Raw genomic sequence first — 19,969 nt, 5'->3', positions numbered from 1 at the left:
GCCTCGACTGTCCCCGGCCCACTACGCTTGGCCCATGACCGCCTCTCTCAGACGCTGGCACCGCGCTGACGCGGATACCCTCGTCGACATCTATGCCCGTGCTGACTCGGATCTTCTCAACAACATCCCTGACGATCTCTCACTGGCGGGCGCGCAGACATGGCTGGACTGGGCCGGTGGCGCAGAAGACGATGGTTCAGCAGTGGCCCTCGCAATCGTGGACGGCGACGAAAGCCCGGTCGGCAATGTCATGGCGACATCCATCGACCAACGAAATTCGACCGCCTGGATCTCCTACTGGCTTGACCCGAGCGCCCGCGGTCAGGGACTTGCAGCGGCCGCTCTGCGCAGCTTCGTCGATTACCTGCACGATGAGCACAACGTCTACCGTCTTGAACTGGGCTACCGGTTGAACAATCCAGCATCGGCAGCAGTCGCCGCGAGTGCCGGATTCATCGTCGAAGGTAGGCAGCGCGAACGACTGCTCTACGACGGAGTCCGGTTCGACACAGAAGAATGTGCTCGACTGGCCGGAGACCCACGGCCGCAACGGCGCAGACTGCCGATCCGTGCGTCAGAGACCACATCACCTGATGAGGGTGGCCGGGCCGGAAGTCGTTAGACTGGCCTGCGGAGATCGTCGAGCAAGGAGTTACGAACTTATGAATGCGATTCGAGTAGCCGTCATCGGAGCACAGGGCCGCATGGGCGCCCAGGCTGTCGATGCCATCACCGAGGCCGAGGGTCTCGAACTCATCGCGGCTCTGGGCAGCAGCGACTCCTTGGAGACCCTGCTGGAGAAGAACATCGACGTTGCGGTCGAACTTACGGTCCCGAAATCGACCGAAGACAATGTGCGCTTCCTGGTCGAGCACAACATCGACACCGTTGTGGGCACCACCGGCTGGGACAACGATCGTCTGGCTCGGCTCAAGGACTCCCTGCAGAGCCATCCGAAGACCGCCGTCCTCATCGCCCCGAACTTCTCGATCGGCGCAGTCCTGGCGATGCGATTCGCAGAACTGGCCGCACCGTACTTCGACTCCGCCGAGGTCGTCGAAATCCACCACACACGTAAACTCGACGCTCCCTCAGGCACCGCTAACCACACGGCCCAGCGCATCGCCGCGGCCCGCAATGCGGCGGGCCTGCCGCAGGTCCCCGACTCCACCGAGAGCGACCCCAACGGGGCCCGTGGAGCCGTCATCGACGGCATCCACGTCCACGCCATCCGTCAGCAGGGCATGAATGCCTCCGAAGAGATCCACTTCGGTTCCGACGGCGAGGCGCTGACCATTCGCACGGATTCACATTCCACCTCGGCGTTCATGCCCGGAATCGTCACCGCGGTGCGTTCGATCGCCGAGTACACCGGTCTGGTGCACGGCCTCGAGAACATGCTCGACCTCTGATGTCCAAAGGCAAAATCGGGGCGATCATCGTCTCAGTGGTGCTCGTCTTCTACTTCGTCCTCATGGGGCATCGAGCATGGATACTGGTCAGAGAACCCGACCTGGTTCCACGGCTGATGGGTATCGCCCTCTTTGTCCTGCCCCTTATCGGAGCATGGACGCTGGTCGTCGAGCTCATGTTCGGCGCACGGACTGAGAAACTGGCACGCATCCTCAAATCCGAGGATGGACTTCCCATTGATGACCTGCCGCGGACACCGGGCGGAAAGATCATTCGCCAAGCCGCCGACGAGGAATTCGGAAAGTACCAGGCCGAAGCTGAGACAGCGCCTGAAGACTGGCGTTCATGGTTCCGTCTCTCCTGCGCCTACGACGCGTGCGGGGACCGCAAGCGTGCCAGATCAACGATGCGCAAGGCCGTCAATATGTATCGGGTCGGCGCGAAGCAGAATTCCTAGCCGAGTCTGAATCCGGACTCGGAATCGGTGACGCGGACCGAATCACCGCGGCGACTCCCGCTTCCAGCGGACCGTGGGCACCGATCGCCAGCTTCCACAGCAGCGCAGACCCGATGAACACGAGAGCATGGACACTGAACTCCACGGCCTGCGGTGTCATCATCTCGCCGCCGAGGAGCGGAGTGGCTTCGACCCAGGGGCGAGTGATCTGGAGCAGGATGACGTGGGCGAAGTACACGCTCAAGGGCATCGAACCGGGAGCCGTCAACGGTGCAAGCACCCAGGTCTTTCGTCCCAGAAGAACAGCCAGCGACTGACAGGCGACGATGGTCAACAGCGCCGTCCCAGCCGTGGAGAGCAGGTCGAAGGGTGTCCCCGAGTGCGGGCCGGCGATCGCCAGCCACCACCAAGAGGTCGTCGGCGTCACCCCATAGCTGCCGGTGAACAGCGCCGCGTTGAGGTCGGTTCCATACAGCTCGGAGACCCGGACCAGGACAGGACCTCCGCCGGCGACGTTGAGGAGCAGCCACGAGACGCCCTTGCCGATGAGGAAGAGTCCGAGTCCGGCGGCGAAGAGGGACATGAGGTGCTTGCCGATGTCGACCTTCGCCACCGCCATCCCCAGCACAATGTAGGACAGCCACTGCAGAACCGGATAGTAGCCGGTGAGCACCAGATCGTGGAGCATCGTCAGCGGAGTCGCAAAATCGAACCATGACATTGACGAGTACTTCGGCTCCAGCCCGAACTGACTGCGGATGAGCATCGAGAGCACAGGACTGAGGATCATCCACGCCAGGGCGGTGACGAAGAGGGTGCGGGTGCGCAGGCGCAGGAATAGCATCGCAATGGCGAACATGACCCCGTAGTTGACGAGGATGACAGCCAGCAGCGTCGACACCGATCCCAGGCACAGTCCGATGAGAATGATTGCTCCCGCGCGGATGAGCACACTGGGTGCAGCATCGCGCAGGCGCCCGGAGCCTGCCATCCGCGACCGTGTGGCGAGAACCAGCGAACAGCCGGCCAGGACCGCGAACAGTGCCGAGGCTCGGCCTGCGAACACAGCGGCCCAGGTAGGGAAGCCCTCAGGGTCGGATAGGGCGAAGATATGGGTGACCATCATCGCGAACAGGGCGATTCCGCGTGCGGCATCGAGCCCGATGAGGCGGCCGGGGGGACTCAGATGTTCCAGAACCGATTGACCCGGCGCAGTCGCCGAGATGGGGGAGCGGTGAGAGCTCATGCCTCGATTCTCACATGCCCCGGAACGTTCCCGCTGTTCTGCACCTAGCGCCGGGGTCTTCCACGCCGAGCGCCGGGACTTCCCCCGTTAGTCATACCGTGATATGAATTACGGGTCAGGACCCACCGCATGCATCAAGGATGATCATGTCTTCACTGTTCCCACGCCTCTTCGAACCCATCACACTGGGCCCGAGGACCATTCGCAATCGCATCGTGTCCTCAGGCCACGACACGGTCCTCGATGACCACGGGAAGATCGGCGACGATCTCGTGGCCTATCACGAAGCACGAGCCCAGGGCGGCTGTGGGCTCATCGTCCTCCAGGTCTCCGGAGTTCACGAGACCGCCCGCTACACGAACCATGTGCTCATGGCCACCGATGATTCCTCGGTGCCCGGATACGGAGCCGTCGCCGAGGCAGTCCACGCTCATGGTGCCACGATCTTCGCTCAGCTCTTCCACCCCGGCCGGGAGGTCATGGACGGTGAGCGCGGCATGGCACCGCGAGCAGTCGCACCCAGCGACGAACCGCAGGAGCGCTTCAAGGTGGTCCCCGAGGCACTGAGCACCGAAGCGATCAAGGAGATCATCGCCGGCTACGCGAGCGCCGCCAAGCGGATCAGTGACAGCGGCATCGACGGCGTCGAGATCGTCGCCAGCCACGGGTATCTGCCCATCCAATTCTTCAACCCGCGAGTGAATGCGCGCACCGACGAATACGGTGGCAGTCCGGCCAACCGTCGTCGCTTCCTCGCCGAGGTGGTCGCCGGGGTCCGCGAAGCAGTGGGCCCCGACGTCGTGGTCGGCCTGCGGATCTCAGGAGAGGAGAAGACCGAAGACGGGATGGTCGCCACCGAGGTCCTCGACCTCATCGAACACCTCGATGGAATGAAGACGGGTTCTGATGCTGGCCCCAGCGCGGGCGACATCGAGGAAGTGGACTGCCTCGACTACTTCTCGATCACGGCCGGAGACTCCTCGACCCTGCAAGGTGCGGTGCACATCGTGCCCTCGATGCAGATCGACCCGGCCTATGCCGCGACCCTGTCCGAACAGGTCAAGAAGATCACAGACAAACCGGTCATGGTCGCCGGACGAATCAACCAGCCGCACGAAGCGGAGAAGGCCATCGCCGAGGGGCGCACGGACATGGCGATCATGACCCGGGCGATGATCTGCGATCCCGAGATCGCCAGCAAGGCGCAGCGAGATGCGGTGGACGAGATCCGGGCCTGCATCGGCTGCAACCAGGCCTGCATCGGACACTTTCAGATGGGTGTGCCCATCTCCTGCATCCAATACCCCGAATCGGGCAGAGAGCTTCAGTTCCTGCCTCGGCCCACGGTGAGGATCCGGCGTCGTGTCCTCGTCATCGGCGGCGGACCAGCCGGACTCAAGGCGGCAGCGGTGGCAGCCGAAGCCGGTGATGACGTCGTGCTCTGCGAACGCGAGCCCCACCTCGGCGGGGCCGTGCTGCTGGCACAGGAACTGCCCTACCGATCCGAATTCGGGGGAGCCGCGACGAACCTGAGCGCCGAGGCGAGACGAGCCGGCGTTGACATCCGCACCTCGACGCCGGTGACCCAGCAGGTCTTCGACGAGGTGGCACCCGAACATGTGATCGTTGCGACGGGTGCGCAGCAGCGCATGCCCCACCTTGAAGTCGACGACGAGGCCTTCGTCATCGGTGCCCGCGACTATCTCATGACCCAGCCGACCCTGCCGAAAGGTCGCGTGCTCGTCAATGACTGGAAGGGCGACTGGATCGGCCTGGGCATCGCGTTGCGTTTGGCCGAGGCTAGGGTGCCGGTGACCTTGGCGACGGCGGCGAACTTCGCCGGAGCCGCCATCCAGCAGTACACGCGCACGCTGCTCATGTCCCAGGCACTGCGGACAGGAGTCGACTTCGTCAACGACGCTCGCCTCGTCGGAGTCGATGCGACGACCGGGTACCTGCAGTCAACCCTGTGCGAGATCGTCCACGAGGTCGACGGTGTGGCCGCCACGATCGTCTCCGGGGCCCCACAATCCGTGGTCCCCGATCTTGATTTCGGGACTGCGAGCGTTCGGACCATCGGAGATGCCGTGGCCCCGCGGACCGTGGAGGAAGCGGTCTTCGAAGGACTCGAGGCTGCGAGCAGTCTGGCGCCAGTCCCGTGAGTCCACGTCCCCAGTTCTCCACGACCGAAGTCGACGCCCGGCGCGCCGCGATCCTCGAAGCAGCCCTTGACCAGATCGCTGCGCAGGGGCCCGAGTCTGTCCGGATGAAGGACATCGCCGAGGCAGCAGGACTGTCTGTGGGCACCCTGCAGTACTATTTCGGATCCCGCGAGTCACTGCTCGTCCACGCCTTCTCGACCCACAGCAGCGCAACCGTCGACGCCATCGCGGGTCTCACACGGAAGGACTCCATCGCGGGTCTCACCAGGAGACAGGGGACAGCGTGGGAGACGCTGCAGGCGAGTCTGCAGGCCGTGCCGAGGATCGGTGACCTCAGACGCCGCTCACAGGTGTGGCTCGAGCTCATCGCCGCCTCGTCGCGCAACGGCTATCTGCGCGACTCCGCCGACGCTGTCTTCGACACCTGGCGTGCCCACTTTCGGACCCTCATCGAAACCGGCATCGACGATGGAAGTTTCAGCCCGCACACCGAAGTGGATCTCATCGTCGACATTCTCATCGCAGCGATCGACGGCTTCGACATGGCGGTGGCCGCCGGCCGCAGCGATGTCACACCCGAGAGGATCGCAGACTCCCTCGAACTCACCGCGAGGAGCCTGCTGGGTGTCCATGGCAGGGCCACCAACAGCGCATACGCCAGCACAACCCTCTGAAGCCCGATCCATGTGATCTGTCTCTCGTGCTGAAAACACCACCGATCGCCCCGGGTGAACGTCCCGCACACCGCCGATGAGCGGGGCGCGGCGACGGGTGGCAGGCGGTGATCAGAAAATGCGCCGGTGGCGCGCGCACGGCCACTGCCGCAGACTAAGACTGTGCGCGGTATCCTTTTCGTATGGCGATTCTCGGTGACAACGCAGCGGCCGCTGCAATTGATGCGTTCGGTACTGTCGGCACGGCGATGGTGACGCCGTTCAAGGACGACGGAACCATTGATTATCCTGCCGTGGAGAAGGTAGCGAACCATCTCGTCGACCTCGGCAACAACATGCTCGTCGTGTCCGGAACCACCGGCGAATCACCGACGACGACCGACGACGAGAAGATCGAGCTGCTCAAGGTCGTGCGCGGCGTCATCGGCAACCGGGCGAAGATCATCGCGGGCACCGGCAACAACGTCACTTCGCATACCATTGACCTGTCCAAGCGTTCGGCAGCAGCCGGTGCCGATGGCATCCTCATCGTCACCCCCTACTACTCGAAGCCGACACAGCCGGCCATCGCCGCCCACATGTGCGCGGCCGCGGACTCCACCGATCTTCCCGTCATGCTCTATGACATCCCAGGACGATCGGGCGTGCCCATCCGCACGGAAACTCTCCTCGGGTTGGCCGATCATCCCAACATCCTCGCGGTCAAGGACGCCAAGGGCGACCTCTTCGCCTCCGCGCAGGTGATGAACCGCAGCTCCCTCGTCTACTATTCGGGCGAAGACGCACTCAACCTTCCGCTGCTGGCACTCGGCGCCCTGGGCGTCGTCTCCGTTGCTGGCCACGTCTGCACACCACGGTTTGCCGACATGGTCGAGGCCGTGGCGAACAACGACCTCACCACCGCTCGCGCGATCGCCCATGAAACGGCGGACATGGTCGACGCGCTCATGAATCACATGCCGGGAGTCACCTCGGCGAAGGCCGCATTGCAGGCCCAAGGAATACTTGACAACCGCGGAACACGAATGCCGCTGCTCCCAGCAGATGAAGAGCAGATGGCGCTCGTGACCGCCCAATTGACCAGGAGTGGTTACCTCAGTGAATAATGCATTGACTCAAGAATTGAAGCTTCCGCCGAAGATGGACGCAGAGGCCGTCCGCATCGTCGCACTCGGCGGCCTCGGCGAAGTCGGTCGCAACATGACCGTGTTCGAATACCACGGCAAGCTGCTCATTGTGGACTGCGGCGTCCTCTTCCCCGAAGAGGACCAGCCCGGCGTCGACCTCATCCTTCCCGATTTCGCCTACCTCGATGACCGTCTCGACGACATCGTCGGCCTCGTTCTGACCCACGGCCACGAAGACCACATCGGTGCCGTGCCCTACCTGCTGCGTCGCAAGGCCGATATCCCGATCCTCGGTTCGAAGCTGACGATCGCGCTCATCGAGGCCAAGCTCAAGGAACACCGGATCAAGCCGATCACCCGCGTGGTCAAGGAAGACGACCTCGACCAGCTCGGTCCCTTTGACCTTGAGTTCGTCGCCGTCAACCACTCGATTCCCGACGCGCTCGCGGTCTTCATCCGCACCGGCGCAGGAAACATCCTCCACACCGGCGACTTCAAGATGGACCAGCTGCCTCTCGACGGCCGCATCACGGACCTGCGTGCCTTCGCCCGCCTCGGCGAGGAAGGTGTCGACCTGTTCATGACGGACTCGACGAACGCCGAGGTCCCCGGGTTCACCGCCCTGGAGAAGGACATCGGACCGGTTCTCGAGAACCTCTTCGGTCACGCCGAGCGTCGGATCATCGTCGCCTCATTCTCCTCACACATCCACCGTGTCCAGCAGGTGCTCAACGCCGCCGACGCGCACGGTCGCAAGGTCGCGCTCGTCGGCCGGTCGATGGTGCGCAACATGAAGATCGCCGAAGATCTCGGCTACCTTGAGGTCCCACGCGGTGCCCTCATCGACATCAAAGAGGTCGACAAACTCCCCGATGACCAGGTCGTGCTCATGTGCACCGGTTCGCAGGGTGAGCCGATGGCCGCGCTCTCGCGCATGGCCAACCGCAGCCACCGCGTCGAGGTGGGCGACGGCGACACCGTCATCCTCGCCTCCTCACTCATCCCCGGCAACGAGAACTCCGTGTTCAAGGTCATCAACGGGCTGATGAAGCTGGGTGCCAATGTCATCTCGAAGGCAGACGCCAAGATCCACGTCTCCGGCCACGCGTCCGGCGGCGAGCTGCTCTACTGCTACAACATCGTCAAGCCCCGCGGAGTCATGCCCGTCCACGGCGAATGGCGACACATGCTGGCCAATGCCAGGCACGCCGAGGCGACCGGGGTGAATCCGGACAACATCGTCCTTGCCGACGACGGTTGGGTCGTCGACCTCAAGGACGGTCACGCCGAGGTCGTCGGTGCAGTGGACTGCAACTTCGTCTTCGTTGACGGCTCCTCCGTCGGTGAGATCACCGAGGCGGATCTCAAGGACCGTCTTGTGCTCTCCGGCGAAGGCTTCGTCACGATCTTCATGGCCATCAACAGCCAGTCGAAGTCCCTCATCGCCGGGCCCGAGATCCACGCCCGCGGTGTGGCCGAATCCGATTCCGTTTTCGACTCCATTATGCCGAAGGTCACGAAGGCCGTCGAAGATGCGCTCAAGGACGGCAACACCGACCAGTACCAGCTGCAGCAGGTTGTGCGCCGCACTGTGGGACGTTGGGCGTCCTCGAAGCTGCGTCGCAAGCCGATGATCGTCCCCATGGTCGTCATCGTCTGAGTTCGCTTCGCTGAGTTCGCTTCGCTGAGTACTCTCGTGTGAGTTCAGACACTTCGCCCGCGGTGCACCCTCGAAGGAGGGCGCATCGCGGGCGAAGTCGTATCTGCGGGGCCTTGGCCCCACGGCCTCGAAGTCTCTGTCGTCGATCACCGCCAACTCGTCTGTCTCTGCCCCCGATCAATGCGAAGCTCGTTTTCACCGTCCCCGGCGACGATAAAAACGGGCTTCGCATTGATCGAGGCCGCGCGTTAGTCTCGAAGGAGTCAGGCCGCCCCGCTCGAAGAGTGAGCCCGGGCACTTCTGGTGGTGTCTCAGAACGAGGGAAGGGTTTGACGAGAGGTGCGTCACCTCCTATTCTTTTCGTTGTGTGAACAATAAATTTCACGATGTGAAAGTTTTGCAGGCCAAACCCCGTTGCCAGCGACAAGCGATGCACTAGTGAAAGTGCCGACTAAGGAGAACCACGGATGACTGCTCATATCGAGAATCTGAACATTCCAGAAGGCATGGAGATTACCGGCGAACTGCCGGACGGGGCAGAGAAGGTACTCACCCCCAAAGCTCTCGAGCTCATCGTCGAGCTGAACCGGAAGTTCAACGGCACCCGCCTCGAACGATTGGAGGCTCGCAAGGAGCGCCAGGCTCAGATTGCCGCCGGCGCTGACCTCGACTTCCTCCCCGAGACCGCCGAGATCCGCAACGATCCCAGCTGGCAGGTCGCACCACCGGCACCCGGTCTCGAGGACCGGCGCGTGGAGATGACCGGACCGACGTACAAGAAGATGACGATCAACGCCCTGAACTCCGGGGCCAAGGTGTGGCTGGCTGACCAGGAGGATGCGAACACCCCACAGTGGGATTCGGTCATCGGCGGACAGCTCAACCTGCTCGACGCACTCAACCGCGAGATCGACTTCACCTCGCCCGAGGGCAAGAGCTACACCCTGGCCCCCGACGAGGAGCTGCCGACCATCGTCGTCCGTCCCCGCGGCTGGCACATGCCGGAGAAGCACATCCTCGTCGACGGCGAGGAGACATCCGGCTCGCTCGTCGACTTCGCGCTCTACTTCGCCACCGCCGGACAGCTTCAGATCGAAAAGGGCAAGGGCCCGTACTTCTACCTCCCGAAGATGGAATCCCATCTCGAAGCTCGTCTGTGGAACCAGGTATTCGACCATGCAGAGGACTCCTTCGGCCTGGACCGTGGGACCATCCGCGCCACCGTGCTCATCGAGACCTACCCTGCGGCCTTCGAGATGGAAGAGATCCTCTACGAGCTGCGCGAGCACTCCTCGGGTCTCAATGCCGGCCGCTGGGACTACATCTTCTCCGTGATCAAGAACTTCCGCGCCCGCGGTGCTGACTTCCTGCTGCCCGACCGTTCTGACGTGACGATGACGGTGCCGTTCATGCGTGCCTACACCGAGCTCCTCGTTCACACCTGCCACAAGCGCGGCGCGCACGCCATCGGCGGCATGTCCGCCTTCGTGCCGGCGAAGGATCCGGAGGCGAACGAGGCCGCATTCAACAAGGTCCGCGAGGACAAGTCCCGTGAGGCCGGCAAGGGCTTCGACGGCTCCTGGGTGGCCCACCCCGGCATGGTCGCACTGTGCAAGGAGGTCTTCACCGAGACGCTGGGTGCCAAAGCCAACCAGATCGAGAACAAGCGCGACGATGTGTCCGTGACTGCAGCCGATCTCCTCGACGTCAAGTCGACCCCAGGATCGATGACGGAGCAGGGTCTGCGGACCAACGTCTCCGTCGGCATCCAGTACCTGCGCGCCTGGTTGGAAGGAAACGGCGCCGTCGCCATCAACGGACTCATGGAAGATGCCGCGACCGCTGAGATCTCCAGGTCTCAGGTCTGGCAGTGGATGGACGCCGGAGTCGAACTCGACACCGGAGTCACCGTCACAGCCGACTTCGTGCGCCAGGTCGTGACCGAAGAGGTTGCGAAGCTTCCGGGTGAGCAGGCGGATTGGAAGGATGCCACCGACACATTCCTGTCCGTGGCCGTCGCAGACGAGTACGTCGACTTCCTGACGCTGCCGGCCTACGCCCGCATGCCCTGATCTGCGCGCGCCTGTGGGCTGAACTAAAGCCCTGAGTCGGCACGGTTCAGGAGTCTCACCACGTAAGAACGCCGTCGAAAATGTGCTCCTTGGCACATTTTCGGCGGCGTTCTTCGCTAAGCTCGACATCATTGACGCAAGGAGGCGGAAGTGGACAAGAGCAGAGTCGACTCGGTTCTCACACGGATCGAACCGCATTTGCCACCAGGGGCGATCGTCACCGACGAGAACGAACGCAAAACCTATGAGTGCGATGGTCTGGCCGTGCACAGGACCGTCCCGGCCCTGGTCATCCGCGTCACCTCCACCGCCGAGGTGGCCGTTGCCGTGCGTGCCTGTCACGAGTTCGCTGTCCCCTTCGTCGCCCGGGGTTCGGGCACCGGACTCTCCGGTGGTGCCCAACCGCACGCCGAGGGCGTGCTCATCGTCATGTCGACGATGCGAGACATCCTCGATATCGATCCGCTGGCCCAGCGCGCCATCGTGCAGCCCGGGGTCATCAACCTCAATCTCTCCAATGAGGCCAACCCGCACGGCTACTACTTCGCCCCGGACCCTTCGAGTCAGAGCGTGTGCTCGATCGGCGGCAACGTCGCTGAGAACTCCGGCGGTGCCCACTGCCTCAAATACGGGTTCACCACCAACCACGTCACCGGCCTCACCCTGGTCACCGCCCAGGGTGACATCGTCGAGATCGGGGGAGATGCTCCCGAATATCCCGGCTATGACCTCCTCGGTGTGCTCTGCGGATCAGAGGGGACGCTGGGCATCGTCACCGAGGTGACCGTGCGTCTGACCCGGCTGCCCGAAGCGGTGGAGACGCTGCTCATCGGGTTCGAGTCGACCGATGCGGCAGGAGAGGCGGTCAGCGACATCATCTCCGCGGGGATCATGCCCGCCGCCATCGAGATGATGGACGCCCTGGCCATCGAGGCCGCAGAGAAGGCCGTGGCGTGTAACTACCCAGAGGGTGCCGGTGCTGTCCTCGTCGTCGAACTCGATGGCCCTGCCATCGACGTCGATCTCGAACGCGAGACCGTCATCGCCCGGGCCAAGGACCACGGGGCCGGCGAGGTTCGCGTTGCCGTCGACGATGTCGAACGCGGTCTGATCTGGAAGGGCCGGAAATCGGCCTTCGCCGCTGTCGGTCGCATCAGCCCCGACTACATCGTCCAGGACGGGGTGATCCCACGCTCACGGCTCGGGCCTGTGCTGGCCTCGATTTCGACGATCGCTGAGGAATGCGGTGTGCGCGTGGCCAACGTCTTCCACGCCGGAGACGGCAACCTGCACCCGCTCGTGCTCTTCGACGGCAGCATCGAGGGCCAGACCGAACTGGCCGAGACCGCCTCGGGGCGGATCCTCGACCTGTGCCTGAGCGAAGGCGGTTCGATCACCGGGGAACACGGGGTCGGCTCCGACAAGGCGAAATTCATGCCGCGGATGTTCACCAATGAGGACCTCGACACGATGCAGATCCTGCGCTGTGCCTTCGACCCGGACTATCTGTCCAACCCGGGAAAGATCTTCCCGACTCCTCGACTGTGCGGGGAACCACCTCGGCGAACATCGGGGGAACACCCACTTCAGGCAGCAGGAAAGGCGGAGCTGTTTTGACCGAGGAACTGCCCAGGCTCGCTCGACCCGACAGCGTTGAAGAGCTCTCCGAACTCGTGGCCGCCGCGCACCGAGACTTACGCACCATCGGCGTCTACGGTGGTGGAACCGCACTTGCTGATCACCCGCCGGGTAAGACTCCGGGGCTTCTCCTCGACATGGGAGGCCTCAACCAGGTCACCGAACACTCTCCCGGAGACCTCATCCTCGTCGCCGGAGCAGGTGCCACGGTCGCTGAGCTGACCCGAGTCGCCGAAACCGGAGACCAGGAGCTCCTCTCAGACTTTCCAGCCGACCGCACCGACTCCGGTTCAACCCTGGGCGGAGCCATCGCCACCCGTGCCGTCGGGCCCCGCCGCATCGGCCGCCTGCCGCTGCGTGAAGTCGTCCTCGGCGTCACCGTCGTCCTCGCCGACGGCACGATCGCGAAGGCCGGAGGCAAGGTAGTGAAAAATGTCGCCGGCTACGACCTCGCCAAACTCATGACCGGGTCCTGGGGCACGTTGGGCATCATCGCCAGTGCTGCGATTCGGCTCTACCCGAAACCGCAGACTCAGGGCTTCGTCGAGATCCCCGGCGCCGAGGCTGCGCTTTCCAGCATCGGATCCCAGGTGGCCCCGGCGGCAGTCGAAATCGACCGCTCGCCGGGTGTAGCGGCAACGACCGTCGTGATGGTCGAAGGACTCCCTGAGTCGGTCGAGTCCCGAACACGGCAGATCATCGACGCCAACCCCGGTGCGATGCCGGGCGTCGAACCCAGCTGGTGGGCACGGCGAGCCCAAGCACCGGTGACGATACGGGCCTCGGTCTCACCGGCCCTAGTGCCGGAACTGGTGGGCCAGGTCGCCCGCCTTGAGGACGCCATCGGGTACCCGATCCAACTGCGCGGGTCCGCCATGGGAGTCTTCGACCTGGGCATCGGCGATCTCGACTCCGATCCCACGATCGCGACCCGCGTCGTTCTCGAACACCTGCGCTCATGGGGCCAGAAGCAGCTGAGCGCGACCGTGCTGTGTGCCCCCGCCTCGGTGTGGGGCGAGGTCGATGCCTGGGGCGAGATCCCCGGATTCGGACTCATGACCACCATCAAGGACCGGTTCGATCCGGACGGTCTGCTCTCACCCGGACGTGGAATAGGAGGACTGTGATGTCATGCGATTGCGGTGGCGCAGGAGCCTGCCAGGGCGGCGGAGCGCCCAGTGAAGCGACCGGTCCGACACCCCTGGAGGCCACGATGTCGACCGCGGGTCAGACAACGATGGAGATGGCCCCGCCGACGATGGACCACTCGGCCTTCGACGTCTTCAACCCACCGGATTCGAGTCTCATCGCCGACTGCGTCCACTGCGGTTTCTGCCTCCCCGCCTGTCCGACCTACCAGCTGTGGGGAAACGAGGAGGACTCACCGCGCGGTCGCATCTACCTCATGCAGGAGGGCCTGAAGAACGGTCCGATGAGCGCGTCCATGGTCGAACACTTCGACGCCTGCCTGGGCTGTATGGCCTGCGTCAGCGCCTGCCCCTCGGGCGTCCAATACGACAAGCTCATCGAGGCCACCCGCGGACAGGTCGAACGCAACGGTCAAGAGCATCGCAGCCGCGCCGAGGTGGCGCTGCGGGCAGCGATCTTCCAACTCTTCCCGTACCCCGATCGTCTCAAGACGATGTTGGCACCGCTCAAGCTCTACCAGCGGACGGGGCTGTCCACGCTTGTGCGCAAGTCCAAGATCCTGGAGAAGCTCTCACCGACCTTGGCCACGATGGAGGCCATCGCACCGCCGGTGACGAAGAAGGTCAGTATTCCATCGTCGAACCCGCCACGTTCGGCCGCAGGTGAGAGCCTGCCGGTCAGGGCGCGGGTGGGGATGCTGCTCGGTTGTGTGCAGCGCACCTTCTACCCTCAGGTCAACGCCGCGACCGTGCGCGTGCTCAATATGGAGGGCTGTGAGGTTGTGGTGCCTCAGTCGCAGGGGTGCTGCGGTGCACTGTCGGTCCATGCCGGGCGCAGCGAGGAGGGCGAGGACTTCGCGCGCAAGATCGTGGACACATTCACCTCGGCGCAGGTGGACTATCTGGTCGTGAACTCCGCCGGCTGCGGGTCGACGATGAAGGAGTATGCCGACATCCTCGCAGGTGATCCCGCCTATGCCGAGCGTGCGAAGGAACTGGCGGACAAGGTCAGAGACGTGACCGAGATCCTCGTCGAGCTCGGCCCCAGCGCCCCGCGGCATCCGGTGGCCGATGGTGGTCTGCGTGTGGCCTACCACGACGCCTGCCACCTCTCCCATGCCCAGGGGGTGCGCAACCCTCCACGCGAACTACTGGGTCAGATCCCGGGAGTCGAACTGGCTGCGATCAAGGACGCCGACACCTGCTGTGGTTCGGCCGGTATCTACAACCTGGTGCGCCCAGAGGCAGCTCGTGAACTGGGGGATAAGAAGGCCACGAACATCGCCGCCACCAAGGCCGGACTCGTCGTGACAGGCAACCCCGGTTGCCTGCTGCAGGTCACCGACGCCCTCCGCCGACAGGGTGAGGCAACGCTGCCCACCGCGCACACGATCGAACTCCTCGACGCCTCACTCACTGGGGCAGGAGCCGGAGAGCTGCTGGCACGCTGAGGCAGCACGCTATTTGACGATGAGCACCGGGCATTCGGCCTCGAGGATGACCCTCTGGGTGCTGGAGCCCAGCAGCAGTTTGACCAAGGGGGAGCGGCGGCGAGAGGCCATCACGATCAGCTTCGCCTGCCACGCCTCGGCGAGGTCGATGATCTGGGAGGCCACATCGGAATCGGCGCGTTGGATTTCGAACTCGAGGCCTGCCTCGGCGAGCGAATCGGCCAGCTCCTTCGTCTGCGACAGGGAACCGGCCGCCGGTGCAGTCGTGGTGTCGGTGCCGAAGTGGACGACGCGCAGGGCTGCCCCTTCTCGACGGGCACCGGCGATCGCCTCGTCGAGAACCGTCGCCGAGGAATCGGACCGGTAGGCCAGGATGACCGTGGCCCGGGCATCGTCGATGCCGGCCGAGGCCGCCACCCGCAGCGAGGGTGTCGGGAATCTGTGCTGAGGTGCTGAGTAGAAGTCAGTCATGTCGGTTCTGTTCCTATCCGATTGCAATGACGCCGATGAGGACGCCGACGGTCAGCATCACGAGGGCGACGATGAGGGCTCGCCACAGGACCTTCTTATGGTGGTCTCCGAGTTCGACTCCCGAGAGTGAGACGAGGAGCAGGATCGCGGGCACCAGCGGTGACTGCATGTGCACCGGCTGTCCTGTGATCGAGGCTCTGGCCATATCGGCAGCCGAGATCCCGAAGTGACCGGCGGTCTCGGCCAGCACGGGAAGGATGCCGAAGTAGAAGGCGTCATTGCTCATGAAGAACGTCATCGGGATCGAGAGCAGCCCGGTGATGACGGCCATGTAGGGGCCCATGGAGGACGGGATGACGTCGACGAGCCACGCGGCCATGGCATCCACCATGCCGGTGCCGCTCATGATGCCGGTGAGCACGCCCGCGGCCATGACCATGGCGACCACGGCGATGATCGCCGAGGCGTGTGAGGCCAGCTCTTCCTGCTGTGCCTTGAGGTTGGGGAAGTTGACCATGAGCGCGATGACCATGGCGATCATGAACAGGTAAGGCAGGGGCAGCAGGTCGGCGATGAGCATGACCATCACGGCCACGGTCAGGATCAGGTTGAACCAGAAGAGTTTGGGACGCAGCGTCGCCCGATTGGGGTCGAGCGCGGTATCGGTCAGGGCCGAACCGGAACCGGCATCGTCATCTGCGACCGCTGTGCCCGCCGAGGCTGTTCCACCGTGATCGGAACCCGACATGGACCCGGTGGCGGAGACTGAACCCGGGCCCGAAGCCGAACCTGCACCCGAGTTCGTGCCTGACTCTGAGTTCGAGCGGGCGACGGCACCGACGAGGTCGGAGCGCTTCGAACCCGCACGGGACTCATCGACCCAGGCCACACCGTTCTTGGCCAGCCGGCGGCGTTCAGAGACGCCGAGGAAGTAGGCGAAGACGAAGCACACCAGCAGACCCGCAGCGAGGGCCGGCACCATGGGAGCGAAGATTTCGTTGGCATCGATCTGCAGGGCAGAGGAGGCGCGTGCCGTCGGACCTCCCCAAGGGACGATGTTGAGCGTGCCGTTGATCAGACCCGCGACACAGGTCAGCACCACGGGTGACATCTCCAGGCGCTGGTAGATCGGCAGCATCGCGGCGGTGACGACGATGAACGTCGTCGACCCGTCACCGTCGAGGGAGACCGCTCCGGTCAGCAGTGCCGTGCCCATGACGACTCTGACGGGATCATGGCCGGCGACTCTGAGGATGAATCCGACGAGTTTGTCGAAGAGCCCCACGTCGATCATGATGCCGAAGTAGATGATGGCGAAGAGCAGCAGCGCTGCGGTCGAGGACATGTCTGCGATGGCGTCCATGACCATTTCGCCGATTCCCAAGCCTGCGCCGGTGAAGAGTCCGAAGATGGTCGGGACGATGATCAGGGCCAGGATCGGTGAGAGTCGCTTCGTCATGATCAGCGTCATGAAGACGATGATCATTGCGAAACCGAGGATTACGAGCACGAGCTTCTCCTGTGAAGACGGATGTGATGCCCGATACACCCTAGGCCGCGCACTGCCCGGGCGCGCGCTTGTGTGCACTGAACACGTTCTGCCTGTTTGGCGCCTTTTGCGCATTTCGCTCACGCCTGGTTACTGTGGGTTGGTGCCACGTCCCAGCCGATCGTTCTCTCGCCGTGTTCTGTTCAGTCAGCTCGCGGTCATTGTGGTGACGCTGGCGTTGGTGACCGGAGTCTTCGCCTGGATGGGTGCACGCTCGGTCACCGAAGTCACCGAGACCAAAGCACTGGCGACCGCACGGACTCTGGCCATCGATCCTGATGTGAGGAAGGCCTCGACCGACGCCTCGGCGCAGCCTGCGGGGGAGGCCGATGATGCGATCACGACTCCGCTGCTCGAGATCACCGATGACCTGCGCGACTCCTCAGGTATCGTCTTCGCAGTCATCACCGATGACCGGGGCATCCGACTCTCCCACCCGGACCAGGACAATATCGGCAAACGTGTGTCCACTTCCCCGGATGATGCATTGGCCGGCAGGGAATCCGTGACGCATGAGCGAGGCACTCTCGGCGAGACCGTGCGTGCGAAGGTCCCGATCTTTTCTTCAACCGATGATGAGACCGTCGTCGGAGAGGTCTCCGTGGGCATTCACGCCTCGGTGCTTGATGCCGATCTGCGGCGCGAATTCCTAGTCCTCGGCTCCGTCGCGGTCCTGGCCCTGGCCATCGGTGTCATCGCTTCACTGGCTCTGGGGCGCAGGCTGAGGCGTGAGACTCTGGGCGTAGGTCCCGAGGAGCTTGCGGAGATGGCACGCGATCAGGGTGCGGTCCTGCGCGGTCTTGACGACGGGGTTCTCGCCTTCAGTTCTTCGGGAGTCCCGACCCTGACCAACTCCACGGCCGAACAGCTGCTCGGAATCTCCCATGTCGACCGTGACGACGATGACGACGACCACGACCGGTTCGCCGGCACCAACAGGGGCGCCGGCACTGACGTCACGGTGTCGGCCTCGGGCGGGTCCACGACCGGTCCACGGGCAGAAGTGCCCGAGGTGATCCGGAACATGATGGTCGAGGCCCCCGATCACGGTGCCCTGCGGCGGCGAGTCACCGTCGGCGACCGGATCCTGTTGGCCACCGCTGTCCGCGTGAGTCGTGATGGAGTCTCGGTCGGTGGGGTCGTCACTTTGCGCGATGAGACCCAGGTGCTGACCATGGCACGTCAGCTCGAATCGGTGACCTCCATGGCGCGGGCCCTGCGCACGCAACGCCACGAATTCGCGAACCGTCTCCATACCGTCCTCGGCCTCGTCGACACGGGTGCCACCGACGAGGCACGGAACTACCTCGCCACGATCTTGCGCACCGGGCCGATCACCACGCCCGTCGAAGGCATTGAGGTGATCACCGATCCCTATCTTCGTGCCCTGCTGGAAGCAAAAGGAACCACCGCCGCCGAGGTGGGTGTGAGCCTCGCCGTCACCCCAGATTCCCTGGTGCTGGGCCGGGTGAATGAACCCGAAGACGTCACGCTCATCCTCGGCAATCTCATCGACAATGCGGTGCGGGCGGTGGTGACGCAGGCAAGTGGCAAAGCTGTTGAGAGTGCTGAGGGTGTTGATCGGGTCGCCGAGGTGTTCGGCCGAGTCGAAGTGACGCTGCTTGGGTCGGGCCCGGAGCTGCATGCCGTCGTCACTGACTCCGGTGGGGGAGTGGATGAGAAGGATGCGGAGTCCATCTTCGACGAGGGGACCAGCAGTGCCGACGGTCTGGATTCAGACCATGGGCATGGCATCGGTTTGGCGCTGTGCCGAAGGACCGCACGCCGACACGGCGGCCGGGTGTGGCTGCTGGCAGGCCACGATCCCGATCTGGGCGGTGCCGGTTTCGGCATGCACCTGTCCGATGTACTCAGCGATGACACGGATGACGAGGAGAGATGATGATCAACGTTCTGGTTCTCGACGACGACTTCTATGTGGGGCAGATCCACTGCCGGTACGTCAACGAGGTCGCGGGATTCAACGCTCTGGAACCGGTCAGAGATCTGCGCACCGCTCGCACGATCATCGCCGAAGAGGACGTAGACCTTGTGTTAGCCGATTACGTTCTGCCCGAAGGCAACGGAGTCGAGCTCATCCGTGAGACGAATGTTGATGCCATCGTGCTCTCGGCCGTGTCCGATTCCGAGGTGGTGCGTTCGGCTCTGCGGGCGGGAGCCATGACCTATATTCTCAAACCCTTCGCCGCTGAGGAGCTGCAGGACTTCCTCAGACGTTATGCCCGCTTCCGCCGTTACTGGGAACGGGAGAAGGTGAGCCAGCCCGAGCTCGAGCGTCAATTGCGGGGCCTGCATGACGTCTCCTCACCGGGGAGCGCACCGGCCAAGGGCTCGGGCTCGTCGACGACTGGTCGGATCCTCGAAGCACTCGAGAGCGCCGATCAGCCACTGACGGCAATGGAGGTCTCCGATATCGTCGGCACCTCCCGCGCGACAGCGCAGCGCCACCTGGCCAAGCTGGCCGAGTCCCGCGCCGTCACCGTCTCACTCCAATACGGAAGCACCGGCCGCCCCGAACACCTCTATGGGGTGGGCTGAGGGGCCATCTGTCCTGGGCACGTGCCCGACCGCACTCCAGAACCTTCCGCCCAGGAAAGCTTGAGTATGAAATACAGAATTGCGATCAAGGCTCATTGGGTCAGCAGCTGGTTCCTGAAACTGTTGTCAAAACCAGTGGCGGTGGTTGGTCATGCAGAGCACCCGTTGACCTGGTCCGAACCCACTGAAATAGAGATCGAGCAGGATGCGCCGGTCCGGATCGGAGTCGGTGTCCGTTACTTCGGGAGGGGAAAGTTGCTGGGCGTCTCTGTGACGGAACTGCCTGCACGTTGATACTGGAAAGGTCGGGAATCCCGGTGTGACCCAAAGCCTGACTGACCC

The 19,969-nt window shown here is 63.8% G+C and carries 17 protein-coding genes; 14 read left to right on the top strand and 3 right to left on the bottom strand.

Going from position 1 to position 19,969, the window contains the following annotated elements:
- Positions 1 to 34 precede the first annotated feature (34 nt).
- From INT40_RS08320 to INT40_RS08310, 3 genes are read left to right on the top strand one after another with little or no spacing between them, the layout of a single operon-like run.
- Positions 35 to 622, top strand: coding sequence for a GNAT family N-acetyltransferase (locus INT40_RS08320; protein WP_193071950.1), 588 nt, complete (start codon positions 35 to 37; stop codon positions 620 to 622).
- A gap of 40 nt (positions 623 to 662) precedes the next feature.
- Positions 663 to 1,412 (top strand): 4-hydroxy-tetrahydrodipicolinate reductase, encoded by a 750-nt coding sequence (gene dapB / locus INT40_RS08315; RefSeq protein WP_193071949.1) that lies wholly within the window; start codon positions 663 to 665, stop codon positions 1,410 to 1,412.
- The gene (locus tag INT40_RS08310) at positions 1,412 to 1,870 is read left to right on the top strand and encodes a hypothetical protein (protein WP_193071948.1); all 459 of its coding nucleotides are present in this window, start codon (positions 1,412 to 1,414) and stop codon (positions 1,868 to 1,870) included. Before dapB ends, INT40_RS08310 begins: the two co-directional genes overlap by 1 nt.
- Here the strand turns inward: INT40_RS08310 and INT40_RS08305 are convergent.
- A complete protein-coding gene (locus tag INT40_RS08305; RefSeq protein WP_193071947.1) occupies positions 1,833 to 3,116 on the bottom strand; it encodes a heparan-alpha-glucosaminide N-acetyltransferase domain-containing protein in 1,284 nt (427 codons plus the stop codon). The genes INT40_RS08310 and INT40_RS08305 overlap by 38 nt on opposite strands.
- 146 nt (positions 3,117 to 3,262) lie before the next feature.
- Here INT40_RS08305 and INT40_RS08300 point away from each other — a divergent pair, with 146 nt between their 5' ends.
- The 8 genes from INT40_RS08300 (at position 3,263) to INT40_RS08265 (ending at position 15,048) form a co-directional block, all read left to right on the top strand.
- Positions 3,263 to 5,278, top strand: coding sequence for an FAD-dependent oxidoreductase (locus INT40_RS08300; RefSeq protein ID WP_193071946.1), 2,016 nt, complete (start codon positions 3,263 to 3,265; stop codon positions 5,276 to 5,278).
- On the top strand, positions 5,275 to 5,952 hold the full coding sequence (locus tag INT40_RS08295) for a TetR/AcrR family transcriptional regulator (RefSeq protein WP_193095909.1): 678 nt from the start codon (positions 5,275 to 5,277) through the stop codon (positions 5,950 to 5,952). The genes INT40_RS08300 and INT40_RS08295 overlap by 4 nt, the downstream gene beginning before the upstream one ends.
- Before the next feature lie 182 nt (positions 5,953 to 6,134).
- Positions 6,135 to 7,058, top strand: coding sequence for a 4-hydroxy-tetrahydrodipicolinate synthase (dapA, locus tag INT40_RS08290; RefSeq protein ID WP_101571140.1), 924 nt, complete (start codon positions 6,135 to 6,137; stop codon positions 7,056 to 7,058).
- Between the two features lie 34 nt (positions 7,059 to 7,092).
- Complete coding sequence (locus INT40_RS08285) at positions 7,093 to 8,739, top strand: ribonuclease J (RefSeq protein ID WP_101571137.1); 1,647 nt, start codon at positions 7,093 to 7,095, stop codon at positions 8,737 to 8,739.
- A gap of 467 nt (positions 8,740 to 9,206) precedes the next feature.
- Positions 9,207 to 10,811 carry a malate synthase A gene (aceB, locus tag INT40_RS08280; protein ID WP_193095908.1) on the top strand — a complete coding sequence of 535 codons (1,605 nt, stop codon included), beginning with the start codon at positions 9,207 to 9,209 and terminating at the stop codon, positions 10,809 to 10,811.
- A gap of 150 nt (positions 10,812 to 10,961) precedes the next feature.
- Complete coding sequence (locus tag INT40_RS08275; protein ID WP_101571132.1) at positions 10,962 to 12,428, top strand: FAD-linked oxidase C-terminal domain-containing protein; 1,467 nt, start codon at positions 10,962 to 10,964, stop codon at positions 12,426 to 12,428.
- Positions 12,425 to 13,576, top strand: a complete 1,152-nt coding sequence (locus INT40_RS08270) for an FAD-binding oxidoreductase (RefSeq protein ID WP_180958940.1) — start codon at positions 12,425 to 12,427, stop codon at positions 13,574 to 13,576. The genes INT40_RS08275 and INT40_RS08270 overlap by 4 nt, the downstream gene beginning before the upstream one ends.
- Positions 13,576 to 15,048: a (Fe-S)-binding protein gene (locus INT40_RS08265; RefSeq protein ID WP_180958939.1), complete on the top strand. Its 1,473-nt coding sequence runs from the start codon at positions 13,576 to 13,578 to the stop codon at positions 15,046 to 15,048. Before INT40_RS08270 ends, INT40_RS08265 begins: the two co-directional genes overlap by 1 nt.
- Positions 15,049 to 15,057: 9 nt before the next feature.
- Here the strand turns inward: INT40_RS08265 and INT40_RS08260 are convergent, their stop codons facing one another.
- Both INT40_RS08260 and INT40_RS08255 read right to left on the bottom strand, forming a co-directional pair.
- A complete protein-coding gene (locus INT40_RS08260) occupies positions 15,058 to 15,519 on the bottom strand; it encodes a universal stress protein (RefSeq protein WP_101571127.1) in 462 nt (153 codons plus the stop codon).
- A gap of 13 nt (positions 15,520 to 15,532) precedes the next feature.
- Positions 15,533 to 17,029, bottom strand: coding sequence for a CitMHS family transporter (locus INT40_RS08255; RefSeq protein ID WP_101571125.1), 1,497 nt, complete (start codon positions 17,027 to 17,029; stop codon positions 15,533 to 15,535).
- A gap of 142 nt (positions 17,030 to 17,171) precedes the next feature.
- Between INT40_RS08255 and INT40_RS08250 the strand changes: the two genes are divergently transcribed.
- The 3 genes from INT40_RS08250 (at position 17,172) to INT40_RS08240 (ending at position 19,921) form a co-directional block, all read left to right on the top strand.
- Positions 17,172 to 18,971 (top strand): ATP-binding protein, encoded by a 1,800-nt coding sequence (locus INT40_RS08250; RefSeq protein ID WP_257930111.1) that lies wholly within the window; start codon positions 17,172 to 17,174, stop codon positions 18,969 to 18,971.
- Positions 18,968 to 19,627, top strand: coding sequence for a response regulator (locus tag INT40_RS08245; RefSeq protein ID WP_226830977.1), 660 nt, complete (start codon positions 18,968 to 18,970; stop codon positions 19,625 to 19,627). Before INT40_RS08250 ends, INT40_RS08245 begins: the two co-directional genes overlap by 4 nt.
- Positions 19,628 to 19,693: 66 nt before the next feature.
- On the top strand, positions 19,694 to 19,921 hold the full coding sequence (locus INT40_RS08240; protein ID WP_193095907.1) for a hypothetical protein: 228 nt from the start codon (positions 19,694 to 19,696) through the stop codon (positions 19,919 to 19,921).
- The last annotated feature ends 48 nt before the right edge of the window (positions 19,922 to 19,969 follow it).

Origin of the sequence: Brevibacterium sp. FME17 (genome assembly GCF_014897515.1) — a bacterium.
Lineage (GTDB): Bacteria > Actinomycetota > Actinomycetes > Actinomycetales > Brevibacteriaceae > Brevibacterium.
This window is presented reverse-complemented; position numbering and strand designations above follow the sequence as displayed.